This window comes from Proteus sp. G4415 (genome assembly GCF_963896075.1).
Taxonomy (GTDB): domain Bacteria; phylum Pseudomonadota; class Gammaproteobacteria; order Enterobacterales; family Enterobacteriaceae; genus Proteus; species Proteus mirabilis.
The window spans coordinates 1-1,349 of record NZ_CAWQOK010000042.1; the positions used below are offsets into that span (position 1 = coordinate 1).

1 protein-coding gene, 1 tRNA gene and 1 rRNA gene are annotated in these 1,349 nt (G+C 39.7%); all 3 read right to left on the minus strand.

The annotated features are described in order from the left end of the window. Positions 1 to 761: endonuclease/exonuclease/phosphatase family protein (locus AACU95_RS04405; protein ID WP_161737183.1), on the minus strand; the 761-nt coding region annotated here is incomplete at its 3' end. A 227-nt stretch (positions 762 to 988) separates the two neighbouring features. Further along, positions 989 to 1,065 (minus strand) — tRNA-Asp (locus AACU95_RS04410). 51 nt (positions 1,066 to 1,116) lie between these two features. Beyond that, positions 1,117 to 1,232: ribosomal RNA gene (gene rrf, locus AACU95_RS04415) — 5S ribosomal RNA — on the minus strand. Positions 1,233 to 1,349 lie beyond the last annotated feature (117 nt).

A 1,349-nucleotide genomic window follows, 5' to 3' on the forward strand; every position in this document is an offset into this window, starting at 1 on the left:
TTATGATCAGATGCATCTGTGATTAAGATTTCCGCTTTATTTAGTGATAATCCACGATAAAATATATAATCAAGTGGCTTACCAAAAGCGCGAGTGCGTAAATCCTTTTCAAAGATCACTTCTTTAAGTTTTAATCTTCTAGCAAAACGCTTTAACACATTAACTCTTGGACGACTCCAGGCGTTAAAATCCCCCGCCAAAATAACAGGCCCTTTATGATCGATGATATGAGTCGATAAGCTGTTTAATTGTCTTTGATAAACATCAACACCGAAACTAAAATTGATCGCGTGTACATTTATCACCATTAAATGCTCACCAGTAATAAGTGGATAAACCGTAATTAATGCAGATTTAGCAAGCCTTAAAAAAGGCTCTTTTTCTCTTAATGGGCAACAATAGATAGGATGAGAACTTGATAAGGTCATAACACCCGCAGGGTGCTGTTGAAAGGCTAAAGCAGGAACTTGATCAGCAATTAAATGGTTTTTACCCGCAAAACGAACTAATTCAGGTGTTGTTTGCGCTTCTTGTAAAAGTAATAGTTGAGTATCGGTGGCAAGCGTTTCCAGCATACTACGCCAATTGACCCGTTGCTGTTTGTAAATATTCCAAACAGCAATTTTTAAAGTGCCTTCTGTATATAGTGGCATCCCAATCGGTAGCATCTCTTCTATTTGGCCTAAAGGTAGACTAGGTTCAATCCTTTCTACAGGTTGACCTGCTACAAAACGTACTGAATAAGTCGGTTTTTTCGCCATTAAGCAACCTCAGATAACCAATAGGATCTCTTGCTACCTATCTAGTATACCAAAGCTGGGATCTCCCCTCACCCTTTTAAAGAATATAATGATAAATAAGTGTAACTATTTTTGTAAAAAATAGCTTTAATGGTGAATTATTATGAAATAAGCACTGGTAATGTAGACAACTTTAAATTTTAAACAAAAAAAAACCTAAGTCATTAGACTTAGGTTTTCTTATGTGTTGGCGGAACGGACGGGACTCGAACCCGCGACCCCCTGCGTGACAGGCAGGTATTCTAACCAACTGAACTACCGCTCCGCTTATTCTTTACGCACTTAATGTCTTTTTACATTAAGGCTTTAATTTAATGCTTGGCAGTTCCCTACTCTCACATGGGGAGACCCCACACTACCATCGGCGCTACGGCGTTTCACTTCTGAGTTCGGCATGGGATCAGGTGGGACCACCGCGCTATGGCCACCAAGCAAATTCGGTTTTAATCACTCGCTTCTTTCCTTTCGGTAAGTCGCCAGTAATTCAATCTTGAACAAGCTGACTTCATCGTTTCGTCTCTCTGACAAAACACTTTCGGTGTTGTCAGG